General features: G+C 68.0%; 20 protein-coding genes. 11 read left to right on the top strand and 9 right to left on the bottom strand.

Going from position 1 to position 19,604, the window contains the following annotated elements; all coding sequences use genetic code 11:
* Positions 1–38: 38 nt before the first annotated feature.
* From AB0H36_RS33285 to AB0H36_RS33265, 5 genes are all read left to right on the top strand, one after another.
* Positions 39–893, top strand: a complete 855-nt coding sequence (locus AB0H36_RS33285; protein WP_360532767.1) for an ABC transporter substrate-binding protein — start codon at positions 39–41, stop codon at positions 891–893.
* Positions 890–1,711, top strand: a complete 822-nt coding sequence (locus tag AB0H36_RS33280) for an amino acid ABC transporter permease (protein ID WP_360532764.1) — start codon at positions 890–892, stop codon at positions 1,709–1,711. Before AB0H36_RS33285 ends, AB0H36_RS33280 begins: the two co-directional genes overlap by 4 nt.
* Positions 1,711–2,466, top strand: a complete 756-nt coding sequence (locus tag AB0H36_RS33275; RefSeq protein ID WP_360532761.1) for an amino acid ABC transporter ATP-binding protein — start codon at positions 1,711–1,713, stop codon at positions 2,464–2,466. The genes AB0H36_RS33280 and AB0H36_RS33275 overlap by 1 nt, the downstream gene beginning before the upstream one ends.
* Positions 2,467–2,592: 126 nt before the next feature.
* Positions 2,593–2,985 (top strand): anti-sigma regulatory factor, encoded by a 393-nt coding sequence (locus tag AB0H36_RS33270; protein ID WP_360532758.1) that lies wholly within the window; start codon positions 2,593–2,595, stop codon positions 2,983–2,985.
* A gap of 76 nt (positions 2,986–3,061) precedes the next feature.
* A complete protein-coding gene (locus AB0H36_RS33265; protein ID WP_360532755.1) occupies positions 3,062–3,859 on the top strand; it encodes an RNA polymerase sigma factor SigF in 798 nt (265 codons plus the stop codon).
* Here AB0H36_RS33265 and AB0H36_RS33260 read toward each other — a convergent pair whose 3' ends face one another.
* Positions 3,860–4,135 carry a hypothetical protein gene (locus tag AB0H36_RS33260; protein WP_360532752.1) on the bottom strand — a complete coding sequence of 92 codons (276 nt, stop codon included), beginning with the start codon at positions 4,133–4,135 and terminating at the stop codon, positions 3,860–3,862. It abuts the gene before it with no gap.
* Positions 4,136–4,724: 589 nt separating this feature from the next.
* On the opposite strand from AB0H36_RS33260, the gene AB0H36_RS33255 reads away from it, so the two are divergent.
* Positions 4,725–4,976, top strand: coding sequence for a WhiB family transcriptional regulator (locus AB0H36_RS33255; protein WP_012922773.1), 252 nt, complete (start codon positions 4,725–4,727; stop codon positions 4,974–4,976).
* Between the two features lie 78 nt (positions 4,977–5,054).
* On the opposite strand, the gene AB0H36_RS33250 is transcribed toward AB0H36_RS33255, so the two are convergent.
* Positions 5,055–6,533 carry a histidine kinase N-terminal domain-containing protein gene (locus tag AB0H36_RS33250; RefSeq protein WP_360532749.1) on the bottom strand — a complete coding sequence of 493 codons (1,479 nt, stop codon included), beginning with the start codon at positions 6,531–6,533 and terminating at the stop codon, positions 5,055–5,057.
* A 104-nt stretch (positions 6,534–6,637) separates the two neighbouring features.
* Between AB0H36_RS33250 and AB0H36_RS33245 the strand changes: the two genes are divergently transcribed.
* The gene (locus AB0H36_RS33245) at positions 6,638–7,543 is read left to right on the top strand and encodes a DUF2785 domain-containing protein (RefSeq protein ID WP_360532747.1); all 906 of its coding nucleotides are present in this window, start codon (positions 6,638–6,640) and stop codon (positions 7,541–7,543) included.
* Here the strand turns inward: AB0H36_RS33245 and AB0H36_RS33240 are convergent.
* The gene (locus AB0H36_RS33240; protein WP_360532744.1) at positions 7,530–8,507 is read right to left on the bottom strand and encodes an endonuclease/exonuclease/phosphatase family protein; all 978 of its coding nucleotides are present in this window, start codon (positions 8,505–8,507) and stop codon (positions 7,530–7,532) included. The genes AB0H36_RS33245 and AB0H36_RS33240 overlap by 14 nt on opposite strands.
* A 108-nt stretch (positions 8,508–8,615) precedes the next feature.
* On the opposite strand from AB0H36_RS33240, the gene AB0H36_RS33235 reads away from it, so the two are divergent.
* The 3 genes from AB0H36_RS33235 to AB0H36_RS33225 all read left to right on the top strand — a co-directional run bounded on the left by AB0H36_RS33235 (position 8,616) and on the right by AB0H36_RS33225 (position 11,285).
* On the top strand, positions 8,616–8,897 hold the full coding sequence (locus AB0H36_RS33235; RefSeq protein WP_360532741.1) for a DUF3311 domain-containing protein: 282 nt from the start codon (positions 8,616–8,618) through the stop codon (positions 8,895–8,897).
* Positions 8,894–10,549: a monocarboxylate uptake permease MctP gene (gene mctP, locus AB0H36_RS33230; protein ID WP_360532738.1), complete on the top strand. Its 1,656-nt coding sequence runs from the start codon at positions 8,894–8,896 to the stop codon at positions 10,547–10,549. The genes AB0H36_RS33235 and mctP overlap by 4 nt, the downstream gene beginning before the upstream one ends.
* Before the next feature lie 118 nt (positions 10,550–10,667).
* Positions 10,668–11,285 carry a DUF5317 domain-containing protein gene (locus tag AB0H36_RS33225; RefSeq protein WP_360532735.1) on the top strand — a complete coding sequence of 206 codons (618 nt, stop codon included), beginning with the start codon at positions 10,668–10,670 and terminating at the stop codon, positions 11,283–11,285.
* On the opposite strand, the gene AB0H36_RS33220 is transcribed toward AB0H36_RS33225, so the two are convergent.
* The gene (locus tag AB0H36_RS33220; RefSeq protein WP_360532732.1) at positions 11,247–12,536 is read right to left on the bottom strand and encodes an HD domain-containing phosphohydrolase; all 1,290 of its coding nucleotides are present in this window, start codon (positions 12,534–12,536) and stop codon (positions 11,247–11,249) included. The two genes, AB0H36_RS33225 and AB0H36_RS33220, sit on opposite strands and share 39 nt — an antisense overlap.
* Positions 12,533–13,882 carry an HD-GYP domain-containing protein gene (locus AB0H36_RS33215; RefSeq protein ID WP_360532729.1) on the bottom strand — a complete coding sequence of 450 codons (1,350 nt, stop codon included), beginning with the start codon at positions 13,880–13,882 and terminating at the stop codon, positions 12,533–12,535. The genes AB0H36_RS33220 and AB0H36_RS33215 overlap by 4 nt, the downstream gene beginning before the upstream one ends.
* 667 nt (positions 13,883–14,549) lie before the next feature.
* Between AB0H36_RS33215 and AB0H36_RS33210 the strand changes: the two genes are divergently transcribed.
* On the top strand, positions 14,550–17,003 hold the full coding sequence (locus AB0H36_RS33210) for a helix-turn-helix domain-containing protein (protein WP_360532726.1): 2,454 nt from the start codon (positions 14,550–14,552) through the stop codon (positions 17,001–17,003).
* A gap of 12 nt (positions 17,004–17,015) precedes the next feature.
* Here AB0H36_RS33210 and rsrA read toward each other — a convergent pair whose 3' ends face one another.
* The 4 genes from rsrA to AB0H36_RS33190 all read right to left on the bottom strand — a co-directional run bounded on the left by rsrA (position 17,016) and on the right by AB0H36_RS33190 (position 19,537).
* Entirely contained in the window at positions 17,016–17,294 is a 279-nt protein-coding gene (gene rsrA, locus AB0H36_RS33205; RefSeq protein ID WP_360532723.1) for a mycothiol system anti-sigma-R factor, read from the bottom strand.
* Positions 17,291–17,905, bottom strand: a complete 615-nt coding sequence (locus AB0H36_RS33200; RefSeq protein WP_132207908.1) for a sigma-70 family RNA polymerase sigma factor — start codon at positions 17,903–17,905, stop codon at positions 17,291–17,293. The genes rsrA and AB0H36_RS33200 overlap by 4 nt, the downstream gene beginning before the upstream one ends.
* Positions 17,906–18,034: 129 nt before the next feature.
* The gene (locus AB0H36_RS33195) at positions 18,035–18,667 is read right to left on the bottom strand and encodes an alpha/beta family hydrolase (RefSeq protein WP_360532720.1); all 633 of its coding nucleotides are present in this window, start codon (positions 18,665–18,667) and stop codon (positions 18,035–18,037) included.
* Between the two features lie 69 nt (positions 18,668–18,736).
* Positions 18,737–19,537 carry an SOS response-associated peptidase gene (locus AB0H36_RS33190; protein WP_360532717.1) on the bottom strand — a complete coding sequence of 267 codons (801 nt, stop codon included), beginning with the start codon at positions 19,535–19,537 and terminating at the stop codon, positions 18,737–18,739.
* Between the last annotated feature and the right edge of the window lie 67 nt (positions 19,538–19,604).

The following is a 19,604-nucleotide window of genomic DNA, read 5'->3' as shown; positions in this document are numbered from 1 at the left end:
GGACGGAATACAAGTTCCAGTGTCGAGGAGTAACAGCGATGAACATCGTCTCCACCCTCCGCAAGAGCCGCGCCCGCACCGTCGTCGCCGCGGCCGCAGTGCTCGCGCTCACCCTCTCAGCCTGCGGCAGTGACGACTCGGGCTCGGGGAGCAGCGGTGGAACCGAGGACAAGGCCGCCGCGGCCGGCATCACCCTGGTGAAGTCCGGCAAGCTGATGGTCTGCACCCACCTGCCGTACAAGCCGTTCCAGTACAAGGACGGCGCAGACGTCGTCGGCTTCGACGTGGATCTCCTCGACCTGGTCGCCAAGGACCTCGGCCTGGAGCAGGAGGTCGTCAACATCGAGTGGGCCCAGGTCACCTCCGGCGCCGCCTTCGCGGCCAAGAAGTGCGACATGGGCATGGGCGCGATGACGATCACACCGGAGCGGCAGGCCGCGATCAGCATCACCGAGCCGTACATGGACGCCACCCAGGTGCTGATGGTCAAGAAGGACTCCGGCATCAAGAGCCTGGCGGACCTGAAGGGCAAGAAGATCGGCGCCCAGGCGGACACCACCGGCAAGAAGTACGCCGACGACAACGCCGCGGCCAACGGCTACACGGTGATCCCGTTCAACGACCTGGCGCTGCAGACCAACAACGTCAAGTCCGGCCGGGTCGACGCCGCCATCAACGACAACGGCGTGCTCTACGACTTCGTCAAGGCGAACCCGGACATGGAGATCGCGACCGAGTTCAACACCGGTGAGCAGTACGGCTTCGCCGCCCTCAAGGACGGCAGCGGCCCGAAGCTGGTGGCCAAGTTCAACGAGCTGCTGGCCAAGGCCAAGTCGGACGGCCAGTACAACGAGATCTACAAGAAGTGGTTCGGGGTTGAGCCGAAGAAGTGAGCACGTCGACCGAAGCCGTTGAGCGGAAGGGGCTGAGCCCGCGGCAGCGGGCTCGGCGCTCGCGCGGGATCCAGTACGCGGTCCTCGTCGGCCTGGTCGTGGTCGCCGTGTTCACGGCCGACTGGGGCCAGATCGCCGAGGTCTTCTTCAAGCCGGAGTACATCAAGGCGGCGTTCGAGGACGGCCTGCTCCAGGCCCTGGTCAAGACGCTGGAGTACACCGCCGGCGCCTTCGTCATCGGCCTGGTCGGCGGCACCGTGCTGGCGCTGATGCGGCTCAGCAGCGTCGGCCCGTACCGGTGGCTCGCGACGGCGTACATCGAGTTCTTCCGTGGCCTGCCGGCCATCGTGGTGTTCATCGCCTTCAGCCTGCTGCCGCTGGCGTTCGAGGGCCTGACCATCCCCTTCGATCCGTACGGCGTCGTCTGGCTGGCGCTCGGCATCGTCGCCTCGGCCTACATGGCCGAGGTGATCCGGGCCGGCATCCAGGCGGTTCCGAAGGGACAGATCGAGGCGGCCCGCTCGCTCGGCATGCCGGCCGGGCTGGCGACCCGGAAGATCGTGCTGCCGCAGGCGTTCCGGATCGTGCTGCCACCGCTGACGAACGACCTGATCCTGCTGGTCAAGGACTCCTCGCTGGTCTTCATCATCGGCGTCTCGGCGGAAGGGTACGAGCTGACCGGCTTCGGCCGGGACCTGGCCAACACCTACTCGAACCTGACCCCGCTCGTCACCGCCGGCTTCTGCTACCTGATCATCACGCTGCCGCTGGGCATCCTGGTCCGCCGGCTCGAGGCGCGCGCTGCGAGGAGCCGCTGATGGCACTGGTCGAGATCAAGAACCTGCACAAGTCCTTCGGCAGCAACCACGTCCTGCGCGGAATCGACTTCACCGTCGAGCAGGGCGAGGTGGTCTGCGTCATCGGCCCGTCCGGCTCGGGCAAGTCGACCCTGCTGCGCTGCGTCAACCTGCTCGAGCAGCCGCAGGAGGGGCAGGTGTTCGTGCGCGGTGACGACATCACCGATCCGGACTGCCACCTGGACGCCGCCCGGCAGCAGATCGGGATGGTGTTCCAGCAGTTCAACCTGTTCCCGCACCTGAACGCGCTGGCCAACTGCACGATCGCCCAGACCACCGTGCTGAAACGCAAGCCGGCCGAGGCGGACAAGATCGCCCGGGCCAACCTGGAGCGGGTCGGCCTGAGCGAGAAGGTGCTGGCGTACCCGGCGCAGCTGTCCGGCGGTCAGCAGCAGCGGGTGGCGATCGCCCGGGCACTGTCGATGGACCCGGCGCTGATGCTGTTCGACGAGCCGACCTCGGCGCTCGACCCGGAGCTCGTCGGCGACGTGCTCACGGTCATGCGCAAGCTGGCACTGGACGGGATGACGATGCTCGTGGTCACCCACGAGATGGCGTTCGCCCGCGAGGTCGCCGACCGCGTCGTCTTCATGGACGGCGGTGTCATCGTCGAGCAGGGCCCGCCGGCCGACGTGATCGGCAACCCCAAGCACGAGCGCACCCGTACGTTCCTGCGCCGCGTGCTCGACCCGACCCACGTCGAGCCGACCAGCTGACGTTCGTTCGCCGCGGAGGCCCGGTCTTGTCCACAAGGCCGGGCCTTCGCCGTGCATTGCGGCGTGTGAGAGTGGAAGATGTACGGCGTGGTGGGACGATCGCCCGCCGGACTCGAGGGAGGCAGTGTGGGCAGCAGGGGACGATCCGCCGAGGTCCGTCTGAGTATTCCGGCGGACAGTGCGTACATCGCCGTACCGCGGTCGGTGGTGGGCAACCTGGCGGCCCGTAACGACTTCACCGTGGACGCGATCGACGACCTGCGGATCGCCGTCGACGAGGCGTGCGCGCTGCTGCTGCCGCAGGCGTCCGACGGCGTGCTGGACTGCGTGTTCGAGATCGACCCGCCGCAGCTGACGGTGCGCACCAGCGCCGTCGTGCCCAACGGCTGGCGTCCCGACACCTCGTCGTTCGGCTGGACCGTGCTGACCGCGCTGGTCGAGTCCGCGGCCGCCGAGACGATCGACGGACGGCTCACCATCACCGTGACGGCGACCGCCACGGCCACGGAGACCCTGTGAGCGAGCGCAGCGAGCGAACGATGAGCAGAGCACCGTTGTCGGTCACGCTGGAGCCGAGCGCCAGCGAGGCGGAGGCGTGACCGAGGACATGACCCTGGGCGAAGCTCAGGACTCTCCAGATCTGCGTACGCGGACGGCCGACTTGTTCCGGGCGATGTCCGCCGCCGACGGCCCGGGGGACCCGGCGTACGGCGGTGCCCGGGACGGCCTGGTCGCGCTGCACATGCCGCTCGTGGAGCACCTGGCCCGCCGCTTCCGCAACCGCGGCGAACCGTACGACGACCTCGTCCAGGTGGCCACCATCGGCCTGATCAAGGCGATCGACCGGTTCGACTCCGATCGCGGCGTGGAGTTCTCGACGTACGCGACGCCGACGATCCTGGGCGAGATCAAGCGGTACTTCCGGGACAAGGGCTGGGCGATCCGGGTGCCGCGGCGGCTGCAGGAGCTCCGGCTCTCCCTGACCGCCGCGACCGCCGAGCTGACCCAGGAGCTGGGCCGGGCCCCGACCGTCGCCGAGCTGTCCGACCGGCTGGGCCTCTCACCGGACCTGGTGATCGAGGGGCTGGAGTCCGCGAACGCTTACAACACGCTGTCCCTGGACGCCCCGGACCAGAACGAGACCGACACCACGACGGTCCTGGACGGCCTCGGCGGCGAGGACGAGGCGCTGGAGAGCGTGGAGTACCGGGAGTCCCTCAAACCGCTGCTGGCGCAGCTGGACACCCGGGAGAAGCGGATCCTGACGCTGCGGTTCTTCCGCGGCATGACGCAGTCCCAGATCGCCGACGAGATCGGCATCTCCCAGATGCACGTCTCCCGCCTGCTGGCCCGCACGCTCACCGAGCTCAGAACCGGCCTGCTCAAGGAATAGCTACAGGACCGGGCGGTCCTTGGTGGGGTCGTCCGCGAGGGCTTCGGTGGAGGCCTTCCGGAAGATCGCGACCAGGACGAAGAGGGCCGCCAGGGCCAGTGCGACGGCGATCGGCTTGGTGCCGCCGCCCCAGAAGCTGTACGCGACCAGGATCTGGATCAGCTGCGCGAACACGGCCGGCCCGCGGCTCCAGGTGGACGCGCGCGACAGGCCGCGGGCGACCAGGCCGAGGCCCACGCCGTACAGGATGAAGAACGCGGTGGTGGTCAGCCCCATGAAGAGCCGCGAGCCTTGGATCGTTAATGCTTCGGCAATTCCGAGAACGACGAGCACGAGCCCTTCCGCAGCCACCACAGCCGCGGCTAGCTTGAGCGGTCTCGGTACGGCGGCAGCTGGGGGGTCGGTCGGCACTTCGCCAGCTTAGTGCCCCGTGCCGTTCGAGTAGTTCGGGCGCAAGGGACGATCACCCCCTCTTCCTGCGAGCCCAATCCTCGCGGGAACCCCAGCCCCACAGGGATCTGAGGTCGTGCGTAACCAAAAGGCCGTTGGATCGGTTACTTGCAGTGAACGGGTGAGTGCAAGAACGAGTCTCTGTCCGGTTACCGGACGGGGTGAACGGCTGCGCACCGGTTCGTAGTGTTAAGGAAGTGTTGTGATCGGATCGACAACTCCAGAACCCTTGTTTCACTCAGCCGAGATTGGGAACATGGTCTCGTTCGTGAAAACGTTCACAACACGTTCCTGGATCGAACACCCTCGCACCTCGAAACCCCCTGTGCGAGCTGAACTACGAGTAAAGCCGCGCTGACTGGGCACAGACCAGGCTCACAGCGTATGACAACTACTGAGAGAGATGGGATCCGCCATGGATTGGCGCCACCGGGCCGTTTGCCTCGATGAGGACCCGGAACTGTTCTTCCCCATCGGCAACACCGGGCCCGCGATCATGCAGATCGAGGAGGCCAAGCAGGTGTGCCGTCGCTGCGACGTGCGCGAGCAGTGCCTCGCGTGGGCGCTGGAAGCCGGCCAGGATCACGGAGTCTGGGGTGGGCTGAGTGAGGACGAGCGCCGCGCTCTGAAGCGCCGCAACGCTCGCGCCCGCATCCGCACCGCCTGAGCAAGATCTTCGAGGCCCCGCGGAGAATCCCGCGGGGCCTTTCGCTTTCCCCTGCAAGTTCCCCGGCAAGCTTCGGCGCTACTCCTTGACCGGAAGGTCGAGGGTGACCTGAGCGCCGGACTTCCCGTCATGACGGGGCCCGAAGTCGAGAGTCCCGTCCAGCTCACCGATCACCAGGGTGCGGACGATGGACAGGCCGAGGTTCCCGGACAGCTCCGAGTCGAAGTTCGCCGGCAGCCCTTGCCCGTCGTCGATCACGGTGACGTGCAGGCGGCCGACCGAACGCTCGGCCCACAGCTCGATGGTGCCGCTGGCCGTACCACCGTCACGCGACCGGAAAGCGTGCTCCACCGAGTTCTGCATCAGCTCCGTCAGCACCATCGCCAGCGGGGTCGCGATCTCGGAGTCCAGCACGCCGAAGCTCCCGGACCGCTTGGTCTCGACCGAGGTGGCGACCGTGGACACGTCGGCCACCATCGCGCCGACCCGGTCGGCGACGTCGTCGAAGTCGACGTGCTCGTCGAACGACTCCGACAGCGTCTCGTGCACGATGGCGATCGACCCGACCCGGCGGACCGCCTCGGCCAGCGCGGCCTGGGCCTCCGGCACCGTGATCCGCCGGCCCTGCATCCGCAGTAACGCCGCGACGGTCTGCAAGTTGTTCTTGACGCGATGATGAATCTCCCGGATGGTCGCCTCCTTGGTGACCAGCTCCCGCTCCCGGCTGCGCAGCTCCGTCACGTCCCGGAGCAGGATCAGCGCCCCCACGTGCTGCCCCTCGGCGCGCAACGGGATCGCGCGCAGGAACAGCGTCGCGTCGGCGTTCTCGATCTCGAGCTCCTTGGCCGCGCGCCCGGTCAGCACCGACGCCAGCACGTCGTCGACCTTGTGCCCGCTGTGCAGCAGCTCGCCGGAGATGTCCTTCAGCCGGCTGCCGACCAGGTCGGTGACCAGTCCCATCCGCCGGTACGCCGACAACGCGTTCGGGCTCGCGAACGTCACCATCCCGTGCCGATCGACCCGGATGCACCCGTCGCCGACGCGTGGGGTGGTGGAGAGCAGCCGCTCCCCGCCGTACGGGAAGACGCCGTCGGTGATCATTCGGGCCAGGTCGGTGGCGCTCTGCAGGTAGGCGATCTCCAGCCGGGACGGGGTCCGGACGCCGAGCAGGTTGGTGTTCCGCGCGATCACCGCGATCACCCGGGTGCCGCGCCGGACCGGGATCGTCTCGACCCGGACCGGCACGTCGTCGCGCCACTCCGGGTCGCCCTCGCGGCAGATCCGGCCGCCGTCGTACGCCTGGTCCAGCAGGTGCCGGCGGCCGCGTGGGATGAAGCTGCCGACGATGTCGTCCAGGTACGCCGTCGGGCCGGTGGTGGGCCGCATCTGCGCCCCGGCCCAGAAGCCGAGGCCCTCGGTGTCGGGCAGCCAGAGCACCAGGTCGGCGAACGACAGGTCGGCCAGCATCTGCCAGTCGGAGACGAGCAACTGCAGGCGGTCCAGGTCGGCCTGGTCCAGGGTGGTGTGGTTACGGGCCACGTCGGTCAGAGACGGCACGGTTCGATGCTACCGACGGCTCATACCAGTACCCGCTGAGGTCCACTCGACAAGTGGGTGTATCTAGGTGTTGATTGATCAGGCACGGATGAAAGGATGCTTCGGTGGAGTCGACGTACTGGCAGGACGTGATGGCCGCGGACTACGCGGTACCGCGCGACCGTGGTCTGACCGACCTCACCGAGGAGCTCGTCCGCGGCCTCGCCAGCACCAACCCGCAGATCCGGGACGCGCTGGCGTACCCGACGCTGGCCACCTGGCTGGAGCGCGGGGTGTACGACGACCTGCTGCCGGGCTTCGGCGACGGTCTGTGTGCCGGCCTCGCGTACGGCCTGGGTGAGGACGGCACGGACACCGTCTTCCGGCGGTCGTTCACCGCGCTGACGCTTGCGGAGGTGATCCACCGCGACAACGCCGAGTTCCTGGTGCACGACGAGGTGGTGATGCGCTGGGGCGACCGGCTGGCCACCTGGCTGCTGCGGGAGCGCGACCTGCGCGGCTACGTGCCGGACTGCGGGTGGGCGCATGCCGTTGCCCATGGCGCGGACGCGATCGGCGCGCTGGCCCGGTCGCGGCACTGCGACACCGGGGTGCTTCGGGCGCTGCTCGACGTACTGGCCGACCGGATCGTGAAGGACACGCAGTACCGCTGGGTGCACGAGGAGCACGACCGGGTCGCGCATGCGGTGATGACGATCCTGCACCGGAACATGCTGACCAGCGACGAGCTCGAGCGCTGGCTGAAGCCGGTGGCCGCGACTGCCGCCCAGCAGCCGCTGATGCACGAGACGTTGCCGGAGTGGCCCACTCCCTCGGTCTTCAACGCCCGTGGTGTTCTGCACGTCCTGCTGAGCCAGCTGGCGATCGGCGTGAAGGGGTTCCCGATCCCGGGTGACGACGAGCTGTTCGGCCGGCCGATCGAGGCCCGGGCCGACATGCTGCTGATGCTCACCGAAGCAGTGCAGGCCTCCCAGCCCTACATCTACCGCCCGGCCGCTACCCAGTCTTAGGTACGGAGACAGTCGCGACGACGGCACGGTGGTCGCTGCCCTCGATCGCGTACGTCGTGAAGCGCCCCGGCTCGAGTTGCCGGGTGATCAGCACGTGGTCGATCTGCGTCCGCGTGACCGCCGGCCGGTCCGACGGCCAGGTCCCGACGAGGCCTGCGCCCGTCAGCGACGCGACACTGCGGCAATTGGAGCCGAGCGCGTACCGGAAGACCGCGTGATCCGTGGTGGCGTTGAAGTCGCCGGCCACGATCGTCGGCGGATTCTGCGCGCACCACTGCCGGAGGACGTCGAGGTCCTGCTTCCAGGTGGTCACTTCGGCCGGCAACGGCGGGAAGCCGTGGTACGCGATCAGCCGCAGGTCGCCGAGGTTCCCGCCGGTCACGATGATGTGCCCGAAGGTCGTGCCGAGCTGGTCGGCCTGGAAACGCACAGTGCCCAGCGACGACGACACCAGGACGCTCGTCGCGCTCTCGACCGCCTTGCTCGGCTGCAGCGTGTAACCGTTGTACGCAAGGCCTTGCAGGTGTGCCCGGATGTCCTCGCGGACGTCGACCTGTGCCTCCGGCAACGAAACCAGGTCGGGCCGGCGCTCCCGGATCACCTTGGCCACCGCTCCGGCGTCGGCGCCGCCGCCGAGCACGTTGGCGACCATGATCGTCAGCACCCGCGCGCCGTCCGACGGCGGGTCCGCGTCGGAGAACTGCCGCGGCGCCGTCAGCACCGCCCCGGTCAGCGCCAGGCCCAGCACGAGTACGGCGGCGATGCGCCAGGCCCGCCGTACCAGCATGAGCAGGCCGAGCAGCAGCAGAACAGCCAGTCCCTGCGGGCGAAACGCCACAAGTTGCGTGAAAGGGGTGACCTCGTCTAGGCCGTACAGCTCCGGATACAGCGGGACGGCAACGATCAGCAGAAAGAGAACGGACAGCACGACCCGCCGTACGAACCATGCTCGTTCGTTGTCCATGAACCACCCTGGTACGAGTGCCTGATGTTACCCGGCACTTAGATCTGGTCCCGTGTCGGGTCGAACGGTAGCGTGCTCCGTTGCGCCTGTGTCCCGAGGAGGTTTGCAGTGTCCCGATTGTCCGCGGTCAGACCCGCGTACTGGATCTCCGGCGTTCTGCTGGCGATCGCGGTCGTGGTGCCGCTCCTGGTGTCGACGTACGCCAGGGACGAACCCCGCCTGTGGGGTTTCCCCTTCTTCTACTGGTACCAGTTCCTCTGGGTCTTCCTCTCCGCCGCCCTGGTCAGCATCTGCTACAAGCTGGTCATCACCGAGGAGCGCAAGCGACGGGCGGCGCAGGGCCTTGGTGACCCTGACAAGCCGGCTGCGGCGAAGGAGGGCGACCAGTGAACCACACAGTCGACTGGGTCCAGCTCACGATCGTCGTACTCATCTTCGGCGCCGTCACCGCGATGGGCTTCATGGCCGCTCGCTGGCGCAGCACCGGCAACCTGGACAACCTGGACGAGTGGGGTCTGGGCGGCCGCGGGTTCGGCACCTTCATCACCTGGTTCCTGCTGGGTGGCGACCTCTACACCGCGTACACGTTCATCGCCGTACCCGCCGCGATGTACGCCACCGGTGCGATCAGCGGCTTCTTCGCGGTGCCGTACACGATCGTGGTCTACCCGATCATCTTCATCTTCATGTCCCGGCTGTGGTCGGTCTCGCACCGCAACGGCTACGTGACCCCAGCCGACTTCGTGCACGGCCGCTACGGCAGCAAGTCGCTGTCGCTGGCGGTCGCGGTGACCGGCATCCTCGCCACGATGCCGTACATCGCCTTGCAGCTGGTGGGTATGCAGGCCGTGTTCGAGACGATGGGCCTGGGCGGCGACAACCTGCTGGCCAAGGACCTGCCGCTGCTGATCGCGTTCGCGGTGCTGGCGGCGTACACGTACTCCTCCGGCCTGCGGGCGCCGGCGATGATCGCGTTCGTCAAGGACGGCCTGATCTACCTGGTGATCGCGGTCGCGATCTTCTACCTGCCGCACGTGCTCGGCGGCTGGGGCTCGATCTTCGACGCCGCGGAGGCCAAGCTCACCGCGACGAACCCGAACACCGGCAAGCCGGTGGGCGCGTTCATCCCGGGTGAGACGGGCTACTCGGCGTACTGGACGCTGGCCCTGGGCTCGGCGATGGCGCTGTTCATGTACCCGCACTCGGTCACCGCGGTGCTGTCGACCAAGAACCGCAACATCGTCCGGCGGAACGCCGCGATCCTGCCGGCGTACTCGCTGCTGCTCGGCCTGCTCGCGCTGCTCGGCTTCATGGCGATCAAGGCCAACGTGGACGTGAAGGGCCTGGACGGCATCGCGAACCCGCAGCTGGCCATCCCGCGGCTGTTCGACCAGGAGTTCCCGTCCTGGTTCGCCGGGATCGCGTTCGCGGCGATCGCGGTCGGGGCGCTGGTGCCGGCGGCGATCATGTCGATCGCGGCCGCGAACCTGTTCACCCGCAACATCTACCGCGACTTCCTCAAACCGAACGCGTCGCCGGCCCAGGAGGCGAAGGTCTCCAAGCTCGCGTCGCTGGTGGTGAAGCTGGGCGCGCTGGCGTTCGTCCTCACGCTGGACAAGACCCTCGCGCTGAACTTCCAGCTACTGGGTGGCATCTGGATCCTGCAGACCTTCCCGGCGATCGTGGTCGGTCTGTACACCAGATGGTTCCATCGCTGGGCGTTGCTGGCCGGCTGGGCGGTCGCGATGGTGTACGGCACCCTCGAGGCCTACAACGTGGTCAACCCGGCGACCGGCAAGCACTTCGGTGGCTCGGTCACGAACATCCCGTTCACCGACACCCAGGCCTACATCGCGTTGACGGCCTTCGGGCTCAACCTGATCGTGGTCGTCGTGCTGACGCTGGTGTTCCGGGCGGTGAAGGTGCCGGACGGTGTGGACAGCACGCACGCGTCGGACTACCGCGCCGACCAGGGCGACCCGGGGGTGAAGGACCTTCCGGAGCTGCTCGACGAGGGCGGCGCGGCCTCGGCCAAGTCCTGAGCCGACCGATGGCGGTCCCTTCTCCGGAAGGGGCCGCCATCACTCTTTGCCGTTATGTCGACACGCTGCGGGATCAGCTTGCCCGGGATTCCGAGTCCGCCACGGCAGAATCGCGAGGGTGCTGCTGGTCCTCCTCGTCATGGTGCTCGCCGCGGGTGCGGCCTGGGCAACGGGTGGACGCCTCACCAGCCTGGCCGACAACTCGCTGACCGGCGTGCACTGGCTGGCCGCCGCCGCGATCGGCCAGTTCCTCGGCGCGATCATCGGCAGTACGGCGTACCCGGTCGGGCTGGTCGGGTCCGCGGTCTGCATCGCGGTCTTCCTCCGCCAGAACCTGCGGCATCCCGGTGTCGGACTGCTTGCCCTGGGCTTCTTCTGCAACGCCTTGGTGGTCGCCCTGAACGGCGCGATGCCGGTCGACGCCGACGCGCTGGCCCGCGCCGGCGTCGGGCCCTTCACCAGCTCACCGCGCCACGAGTTGTCCGATGCGACGACCCGGTTGCCGTGGCTCGGCGACGTCGTACCGGTGGCCCTTCCCGGGCTCGGCCAGGCGGTCAGCCCAGGAGATGTCCTGATCGCCGCCGGAGCGGGCCTTCTGCTGTACGCCGGAATGGGCGGGTCGCACCGTATCCCGGCCACCGAGGCGCCGGTCTGGGACGACCTGAAGCCTTGTGCGGGAACGCCTGCGCTGCTTCGCCTAAAAGCGGAAGCCCCGGCCGATCACCCTCCTGAGTGACTCGACCACCACCGGGTCGTACTCCGCCCCGATCCCCAACCCGATCGACTCCATCGCCTTCCCCGGCGACTGCCCGGTCCCCTCACCGACCAACTGCTCATAGGCCAACGCCACATTGACAATCCCACTCTCCACGGGGATGTCGGCGTTCTTCGCCCGGCCCTGACGGTAAGGGTCATTCGAATGCCGCACGATCTCCGCCACGTGTTCGAGGACACCTGACCTTTCGATGACCGCTGCCCCGATCTCCGCTGCTCGCTGGCGCTCCGTCCTGGTCCGGAGCAGCGAAGCCCCGCCAGGACTGGGATCCGCCAACGCCAACTGACCGACTCCGGACAGCAGCGCGGCGTACTCCAGCGCCTCCATCCGCGACGGCGTCAACCCCAGATCGTGGCCCAGCGCAACGGCCAGCTGCGCCGTCCGCGCGTTCTGCCCAGGGCTGCTGAACCCGGCGATCTCCGTACTGCGAGCCATCGAGCGGACCGTTGCCCGATACGTGCGTTGTGCCGACGCGAACCGCCGGAACGCGAATTGCGTCAGCAACAGCGGAACCACCACCAGGGGGACGGCCCAGAGGCCGATCAGGGACGTGCCGGCGGCGAGCAAAATGCCGCTGATTCCCATCGCCAAGCCGATCCGTCCCATCACCGCCAGCTCATCGCGCAGGGCTGCGGGGAACGGCCGATTGTCCCGCTCCGTCTCCTGTCCCGCGCCGACCAGGGCGTCCACCACTCCAGCGGCCAGCACTCCGAGGAGCATCGCGCCGGTCAGCGGCAAGGCATGCGTCCAGGAGCCGTTCCAGGACAGGTCGTCGGGCGTGACGAGGTTGAAAGCCACCGCGGCGCAGGCCACCGAGAGCACGCGCCGGCTGGAGATCACCAGATCCCAGGGCAGCCCGGCCACGGCGCGCGGAAAGATTCCGGCGAGCGTGGCGACGCCGGTGACCGCGATGACCTGTGCGACGTCGGGAGGAACCTGCACAGCCGGCTCGCGGATCATCACGTAGGCCAGCGCGGCGCTGGTCGCGATCGGCGCCCGGTTCCGGCTCCGGTCCACCCGGAACTGCACCATCTCGCCGATGGCGATCAGCAGCCCGAACGCGATGGCGAAAGGCCACTCGGTCAAGCCGTGCCCAACCGTGAGGATCACCCCGACCAGGCCGACCGCGCCGCCTGCGGCGGCCAGCACGACTCCGCTGCCCAGCCGCCGTTCCTCGTATCGATAGCCCTGCAGGTCGCCCGGAATGGTCATGCCGGTCCCGCCGCCGAGCCGGACGCCCCGCCGCCGCTGCCGAGACTCAGGTCGTCGTGATCGAGGCTGGCCTGCACTGTTTCGTCCGGTGCCGGCTGGTCGGCCGCCGCGGCGCTCCAGCCCTGGGTTTTGATCACCCGGACGAACGCGTCGACCAGGTCGGGATCGAAGTGCGTGTACTTGTCCTGGACGAGGATTGCCAGGGTCTCCTCGACGCTCCGTGCGGGCCGGTAGGACCTGGTCGAGGTGAGACAGTCGAAAGCGTCGACGATGCCGATGATGCGCGCGAAGTAGGGAATACCGGCTCCGCTGAGGCCGGCCGGATAGCCGGATCCGTCGTATTTCTCGTGATGGTGGAGCACGGCCGACTTCACCTCTTCGAGGAACGGGATGTTGCCGATCAGCTCGACCCCACGTGCCGGGTGCAGCCGGATCGCGTCCATCTCGGAGTCGTCGAGCTTGCCGGGCTTGCGGATGATGCTGGTCGGCACTCCCACCTTGCCGACGTCGTGCAGCAGACCCGCGTGTTCCAGGGCGTTCTGGCGATCATCGGGCAGGCGCAGGTACCGGCCGAGCATCCCGACGCCCGCACTGACACGCTCGGAATGTCCCCGGGTGTACAGGTCCTTGGTCTCGATGACCTGGATGAAGGCGCGCATCGTCGCGGCCTGGGCAGCGCGCTCGGCCTGGTACTGCGACAGCGCCCACCGGACGACGATCAGCGGCACGACCACCAGGAAGCAGGCGACGATGTTGAGGCCCCCGATCCACATCACCGCGAGCAGCACCCCCAGAGCGCTGTAGCCGAGCATCGGCAGGAAGGTCGGTCCGATCACCGACCGGAGGAATTCGACAACCCGCACCTGTCCCTCGAGCCACAGGATCAGGCTGACCAGGAGTGCGTTGGTCAACTGGTGCCCGATCGTGCCGGCGACGGCGGCCGCGACGGTGATCGGGATGTGCTCGAGAGCGTCGGCGCCGATCGGCCCACCGACCGCGGCATACGCGAGACCACCGCCGCCGGCAGCGAGCACCCGGTAGGACGGGTTGAAGATTCGCTTGATGACGGGCGACGGCTGCCGTAACTGGGCCAGGTAGCCGAAGACGGAGACAGCAACGGCGTACCAAGGGCCGGCAATGACAAAGACCGCTACCAGCGCGACCGAGTCGAGGGCAGCAGGATGATTCGGCAGCACCCGGAACCGGAGAGCCCCGCCGACGAGCATGAGAAGGCACAGCGCAAGCGTCGTGTAACCAAAGGTGATCTTGGTGAGAGCGATGATCCACACCGCCAGTGCAGCCACGGCGACCGCGGCAACCGCTGCTCGTAGCAGAGAAGCTCTCACTGGGGCGCCACCTCAAGCCTTCCGCTACGACACAGTTCACCAGTCCCAGCTGTCGTTCGTCATGATAGTCACCTCCGAACAGCGGCGTAGTCTCGAAACCCGCGGAAGCAGGTTCAGGGGGGCAGACAGCGCATCGCTGACTCTTGGCTGGAATTTTGCTCATCCGACGTGCGCCAAAACACTGTAAGCCAGACCGTGACCCGCCGCACGAACTGAAGAGTCCCTCGGGATATGAGAGACTGTGACTCTTTGCAGTTGTAACAAGGAGGCTTAGGAATGGGCAAGACCGGCCGCAAGCGCCGCGCACGCAAGAAGAAGGGCGCTAACCACGGCAAGCGCCCCAACGCCTGACTCAGGCGGCTACAGACAGCGAGGACCCCGGCCAAAACCGGGGTCTTTGCAATTTGGTTACGGGTCGGTTCAGACCTCTGCGCACAGAGGTCTTGTATTCGGAGCGTTCGCATCCGAATACCGAATGCAATCTTCAAACGATCGTTGGACTTTCCGGTCCGCCGAACCATGCGCACACCGCCGATCCAAGCCAAACCGGTCCAGTCATCGCTTTGGACAACGCCAGCGCGTGACGGCAGAGCCTCCTAGAGTTAGCGGGGGCTCCGGCACCGACCGTAGCCGGTTGAAAGCCGCTGCGTGAGGGGAGGTGGGTGACGTGATCACGGACAGTCTGGGCGAACTGCTGCGAAAGTACCGGGCCCGCGCCGGCCTCACCCAAGCCGCCCTCGCCGAGAAGGCCGGCCTCAGCGAGCAGGCGATCAGTGTCATCGAGCGCGGCACCAGGAGCCGTCCCCGGGTGGCCACCATCCGGGTGCTGACCGAGGCCCTCGAACTGGACCAGGGCGAGACCGCGCACTTCCTCGCTGTTGCGCGAGGCAAGGGCCGTGGCCCACGAGCCCATGGGCCGGAGACTCCGTCCGCCGAGGTACTGCCGATGCCGTGGCAGCTACCGCCGGCCACCCCGGACTTCACCGGTCGTGCGGCGCAGATCGAGGCGGTCCTGTCCGCGCTTCGCGATCCCCGGCGCAACGGAGCCGTCGGCCTGGTCGCGGTGACCGGAATGGGAGGCATCGGCAAGACGGCCCTGGCGATCCAGGCTGCTCACAAACTCGTGGGCAGCTATCCCGACGGCCACCTGTATCTCAACCTCCGTGGTTACGGGCCCGGCAAGCCGATGACGAGCACTGAAGCCCTGCGCCAGTTGCTTCGCTCCCTCGGGCTCGATGTGCAACTGATCCCCGAGGGCGTCGAAGAGGCGGCTGCGCTGCTGCGGTCCCAATTGGCCGGCAGGCGGATGCTGGTGCTGCTCGACAACGCGACTGACGTACCGCACGTCCTTCCCCTGCTGCCGGGCAGTCCTGGGTCGGCCGTGATCATCACCAGCCGCGGGTCGATGGCCACGCTGGCCGGGGCCCGGCAGGTCAGGCTCGACGCGTTGTCGGAGTTGGAGTCGGTCGAGTTGCTGTCTGGGGTCGTCGGCGCCGACCGGATCGCGGCCGAGCCGGCCGCTGCGGAGAGTCTCGCTCTGCTCACCGGCCGGCTTCCCTTGGCGGTCCGCTTGATCGGTGCGCGGCTCACCGCGCGACCCACGTGGCCGATCCACCACCTCGTCGATCTCCTGCAGGACGAGGGCCGCCGGCTCGACGGCCTGGAAGCCGGCGAGACCGGCGTACGGGCGAGCATCGCGAGCTCGGTCCAGTTCCTCGAGACCAGCGAGCGTGGCCTTGATCGCGACGCCGCGCGAGCGTTGCCGCTGCTTAGCGTGCCCGACGGATCGGACCTGCTCACCGCCGTCGCCGCCCACCTGCTCGACGTCCCGGTCCTCCGCGCCGACGCCATCCTCGAACGCCTCGTCGACCTCAACCTGCTCGACTCGGTCGCTCCGGAGCGCTACCGCTTCCACGACCTCATCCGCGCCTACGGCCGCGAGCTCGCGGACCAGACGCTGACCCCGGCAGAACGTGACGCCGGACTGGAACGCATCGTGCGCCTCTACATCGGCTGTGCTTGGCGCTGCCATGCGCTGACCCACGAGGCGAGCCCCCGGCTGGCGCTCGCCACGATTCAGATCGAGCCGCTCCCCGCTCTCGCCGACCTCGACTCGGCCCTGCGCTGGTTCGACGACGAGCAACGCAACCTGACCGACCGCGTCGCGCAGGCGACGACGTCGGCGCTCGCGGGGACGGCGCTGCTCCCGGAACTGGCGCTCGCACTGTTCGGATACTTCGAGCCGCGGCGTCGCTGGGTCGAGATGGGCGAACTCGGACGAGGGGCCGCGGAGCTGGCCGCGCAGCATGGTCTGCCGTTGATGGCCGCCTGGCTCGAGCACGACAGCGCTATCCCTGAGGTCGAGAACGGCGGTCTGGAGTCGGCTGCCGAGCACCTGTTCACCGCGCTCGAGATGTTCCGCGCGCAAGCAGACATCGCCGGTCTGGCACGCTGCTGCTCGTCGCTGACATACGTCCTCGGCCACCTCGGCCGAATCGACGAAGCGTTGGCGTTCGGCAACGAATCGCTCCGGCTCAGTCAGGAACTGGGCGACCCGACGCTGGAGGGGGTCGCCTACACAGCGGTCGCCGGACTGCACAACCAGGCGGGCGACCACCGCCGCGCGGACGAGGCGTTCCGACACGCGATCGGCCTGGCCGAGAAGTCCGGAGACGCGCGTTCGGTCTACAAGCGCTACATCAACGCCGGTTTCTCGCACCTGCTGGTCGGACGGCACGACGACGCCGTCAGCTGGACTCTGCAGAGCCTCGCAATCGCGGAGCAGACGAAGGACGACATTCGCCTGACCGAAGCCCACCAAACTCTTACCCTCGCCTTGGCAGCGCAAGGGGATTTCGACCGCGCACTCGGCCATGCCGAGGCGGGACTCGCCTCCGCCCGGCGGGCCATGAACGCGATTCGGGAAGGCCGTCTGCTGCTCGAGATCGCCCGCATCAACGCCGCCGCAGATGATCGTTCAAACGCGCTGACAAATGCCGCCGCGGCGGCCGCAGTACTCGAGACTGTTTCACCGCTTCATGCCGCTTACGCCAAGGAACTTTTGGCGCTGTTACGGCGTGGAGACACCTACAGCTACATGTTCACAACGCATTCGATCTGAGCCGCGGCGCGTTCAGTCGGTGGTGGTGATGGTGGTTTCGACCTGGATTTGGGTGAGGCGGAGAAGGATTTTCTGACGGAGTGCGTCGGGGGCGTGGTCGGAACCGCAGGAACGGTGCACGAGTTTCTTCACGCAGCGCTCCAGGTCGTACTCGTCCAGGCACGGCGCGCACTCTTCGAGGTGCTGCCGGATCTCGTCGGTACTGGCGCCCTCGAGCTCGTTGTCGATGAAAAGGTACGCACGCTGCAGGATCTCGCTGCAGTCGATGTCGTGGTGCTCGCCGCAGCTCACGACTCCTCCTCGGTTCCGGTCTCGTCGGACGGGATCAGGCCCCGGTCGCGCGCGTAGTCGCCCAGCAGGTCACGCAGCTGGCGCCGGCCACGGTGCAACCGCGACATCACGGTGCCGACCGGCGTACCCATGATGTCGGCGATCTCCTTGTACGCAAAGCCCTCGACGTCGGCCAGGTAGACGGCCAGCCGGAAGTCCTCCGGGATCGCCTGCAGGGCCTCCTTGACGTCGGAGTCGGGCAGATGCTCCAGCGCGACCGCCTCGGCCGACTTCAGGCCACCGGGAGTGTGCGACTCGGCGGCGGTCAGCTGCCAGTCCTCGATCTCCTCGGTCGGCGACTGCGTCGGCTGGCGCTGGCGCTTGCGGTATCCGTTGATGAACGTGTTGGTCAGGATCCGGTACAGCCACGCCTTCAGGTTGGTGCCGGGCGTGAACTGGTGGAATGAGCTGTACGCCTTCGCGAAGGTGTCCTGGACCAGGTCCTCGGCGTCCGACGGATTACGGGTCATCCGCATCGCCGCGGCGTACATCTGGTCGAGGAAGGGCAGCGCCTCGCGCTCGAAGCGCGCGGTCCGCTGCTCGGGTGTCTCGGTCGTGGTGGGAGTCGGCATCGGGATCGAGAATACCGGGGTCTTCCCGCCGGTCCTCGCCGGAGCCTCTCTCGTCGCCATCATGCCCGGCACAACACGCCCGGGCGCGGGGGCATTCCCCGTACGGCGGCGGTGGTCAACCGGTGACCACTATCCGGACACTTCGCGGCTGACCCACTCGAACACGGCCTCGACCAGCAGCTGGTGGGTCTCCTGCTGACTGAGCTCGGCGCGCTTCGGCACCTTGAACGAGTGGTCGGCATCCGGCACCACGGCCATCTCGGTGAGCGGCGGGAACTCCTCGGGCATCCCGAACGGGTCCCGCTCCCCCTGCACCACCAGCGTCGGCAAGCCGGCACTTTGCAACTCGTCCACCCGGGACTTCTCCGGCTTCCCCGGCGCATGTAGCGGAAAGGCCAGAGCCAGTACGCCGGATGACCCCAGACTGCTCGCGGTCCGGCAGGCCACCCGGGCGCCGGCGCTGCGGCCGCCGACCACCAGCGGCGTCCGGATCCGGAGCTGGCCGATGATCGCGATCCAGGCCTCGTCGAGGATCTTCGGGCCGGGGGCAAGCTTCTTCCCGGCATGCCGCCAGGGCTGCTCGATCAGGAACACGTTGATGTCCTGCTTCGGCAGCCGGGACGCCAGCGCGGCCAGATCGGCCGACTCGATTCCGCCCCCGGCGCCGTGACCGAGGGCCAGCGTCGCCACCGGTCGCCGGGCCCGATGCGCCACGATCCGGGCGTCCCCGTGCGGCGTCCCCACAATCCGTTCGTCGGTCACCGCCCCATCCTGTCATCACTTCAGCACCGATCGGTGGTGTCGGCGCGGTGCGTCAAAGGACACGGTGGGTCAGAACAGCGGGGGTTCCTTCGGCTCCTCGGGTTTGTCGAGCGGGTCGACGCCGTCGGGTGGGAGCGGGTCGACCAGGTGCGGTCCGTTGTTCTTCACCGAGCTGACCGCCTTGGAGACGGCGTACGCCTCGAGCCGTCCGGGTGCGGCCGGGACGAGCAGGTCGAGCAGGTCGTCCTTGTCGGAGTTCAGCGGGTTGAGCCAGGCGTCGTACCGCTCGCGCTCGACGAGCAGCGGCATCCGGTCGTGGATGCGGCCGAGGTCGTCGGTGGACGAGGTGGTCAGGACGGTGCAGGTCCACAGCCAGGCCTCGTCGGACTCCGGGTCCTCAATTGTCTGGTCCCGCCAGATCTCGTAGAGCCCGGCCATCGCCAGGATGCCGCCGTCGGCGGGGCGGATGAAGTACGGCTGCTTGACCGGCTTGCCGTTCACCTTCTGCTCGGACTTGTACCACTCGTAGTACCCGTCGGCGGGGAGGATGCAGCGCCGGGTCGCGAACGCCTTCTTGAAGGCCGGCTTCTCCGCGACCGTCTCCATCCGGGCGTTGATCAGCCGGTTCCCGATCGAGGTGTCCTTGGCCCAGGACGGCACCAGCCCCCACTTGACCGTGGTCAGCTTGCGCACCGTCTCCTCCGGCGCCTCGCGGTTCTTCCGCTCGACCACCGCGATCACCTGGTCGGTCGGCGCGACGTTGTAGTTCTCCCCCACCTCCTGCACGGACTCGCGCACGTTCCCGGACTCGATCTCGAACTCGGCCACGAGGTCGGACGGATCCCGGCTGGACGCATACCTTCCGCACATACCGACAGCCTAATCAGGTCCACCGACAGTGGCAGCGGACAAGCGGCGACGGATCGCCGTCGCCGCC

The sequence above is a fragment of the Kribbella sp. NPDC050820 genome (assembly GCF_040653975.1).
Taxonomy (GTDB): domain Bacteria; phylum Actinomycetota; class Actinomycetes; order Propionibacteriales; family Kribbellaceae; genus Kribbella.
Note: the sequence above shows the minus strand (reverse complement) of the source record. Positions and strands in the feature narration are given on the sequence as shown.